Origin of the sequence: Barnesiella sp. CU968, assembly GCF_905219685.1 — a bacterium.
Taxonomy (GTDB): domain Bacteria; phylum Bacteroidota; class Bacteroidia; order Bacteroidales; family Muribaculaceae; genus Lepagella; species Lepagella muris_A.
The window spans coordinates 1-1,295 of the sequence record NZ_CAJMXD010000568.1 but is presented as its reverse complement, the minus strand read 5'-3'; the positions used below and the strand labels follow the sequence as shown (position 1 = coordinate 1,295).

General features: G+C 46.9%; 2 protein-coding genes. Both read right to left on the bottom strand.

From position 1 onward, the window contains the following. The coding region (locus JX312_RS13740) for an ImmA/IrrE family metallo-endopeptidase (protein ID WP_204458485.1) at window positions 1-584 on the bottom strand (584 nt) is incomplete at its 3' end. Continuing rightward, entirely contained in the window at window positions 581-916 is a 336-nt protein-coding gene (locus tag JX312_RS13735) for a helix-turn-helix domain-containing protein (RefSeq protein WP_204458483.1), read from the bottom strand. The genes JX312_RS13740 and JX312_RS13735, both read right to left, overlap by 4 nt. Between the last annotated feature and the right edge of the window lie 379 nt (window positions 917-1,295).

Below are 1,295 nucleotides of genomic sequence, written 5' to 3'. Positions count from 1 at the left end.
GGCTCATATAAGGTGGTGTCATAGCCATATTCCTTTGCAGTTCTCTTTACCGGATATTGCAGATAAAGGTCTCTCTCGTTTCGGTCAATAAGTCTGAGGTCAAAAAGCCGGTTTAGAGCAGCAGCGTGTGACACAGAAAAATAATGCTCTATTCTCAGCACCGAGGCTAACGACACATGCCCGGACATCAGCTCATTGTCCGGAATCATCTGTCTTACACCGTCTGCCGGCATAAGAAACATCAGTGCAAAAGCATCCGCACATTGCTCTGCATCACTTTTCTTTCCTTCGGCAGAGCAGTTATGCGGCATCGGATTCGGATCCACATACAGATGATAGAGTTCATGGGCAATTGTGAAATGCTGACGGCATTTCGGCTGGTTGGAATTGATGAGCATAAACCGTCTGTCACCGCTTTTCAGACTCATGCCTGAGAAGTTATCCGACAACGGACGATAAACAGTAAGCACATTCAATTTCAAAAGCAGACTTTTGAGATTGACTGCTTCTGCATCACTCAGTCCCGCCATCTGACGGAACCGCGTCACTTGGTTTTCAACAAGATTTAATAATGCAGCTTTCATCGTGCCTCTATCGCCTCCATCTTCAAATAAGACTTCACAATATCTTTGAAGCGCATGATTTCAGCCGCATCATCGGCTGTCATACCGTCAAGACGGAAAGCCGATACAAGAATCATGGCATCGACATTCTCGTTTTCTTCAAACAATACAGCCATATCGCAACCGAAAAAGTCGCTTGCTTTCTCGATTACATCATATGGCACCTCCCTGTCGCCCGACTCATAGTTGCTGTATGCCGACCTCGTTACGCCGAGAGCCTGTGCTACCTCATCCTGTGTGTATCGGGCTGTTTCCCTGAGTTTCTTTATGTTGCGGGCTATTATCTTATCCATATATGTTTGCTTTGGTGTGGCAAAGTTAATAAATAATTCTCATATAATAACGATTTGCCACACTGAAATGTTGCGTTGAAATGTCACAAACGCTTTGATTTAGACTATCGAAAGCGACGAGAGGCGGAGCGGTCTTCCGTGTTGTCGGCGTGATGCCGTCAAAAGGTGACGGTGCAAGCACTGACACCCCTTGACCGCATCACGCCTATGGGCAAAGCTCACCAAACCTCCCATCAATACCGCATATTAAAGACGGTCGCAAGTGTGGTCGGCTTCATAATCGGCACATTGGTGGCGGTGGTCGTATGGGTGGTTGTAAGACCCGTATTCAGAGGCATCGGGTGGATAATATCCCTGCTGACGATGATAGCGGTAATCC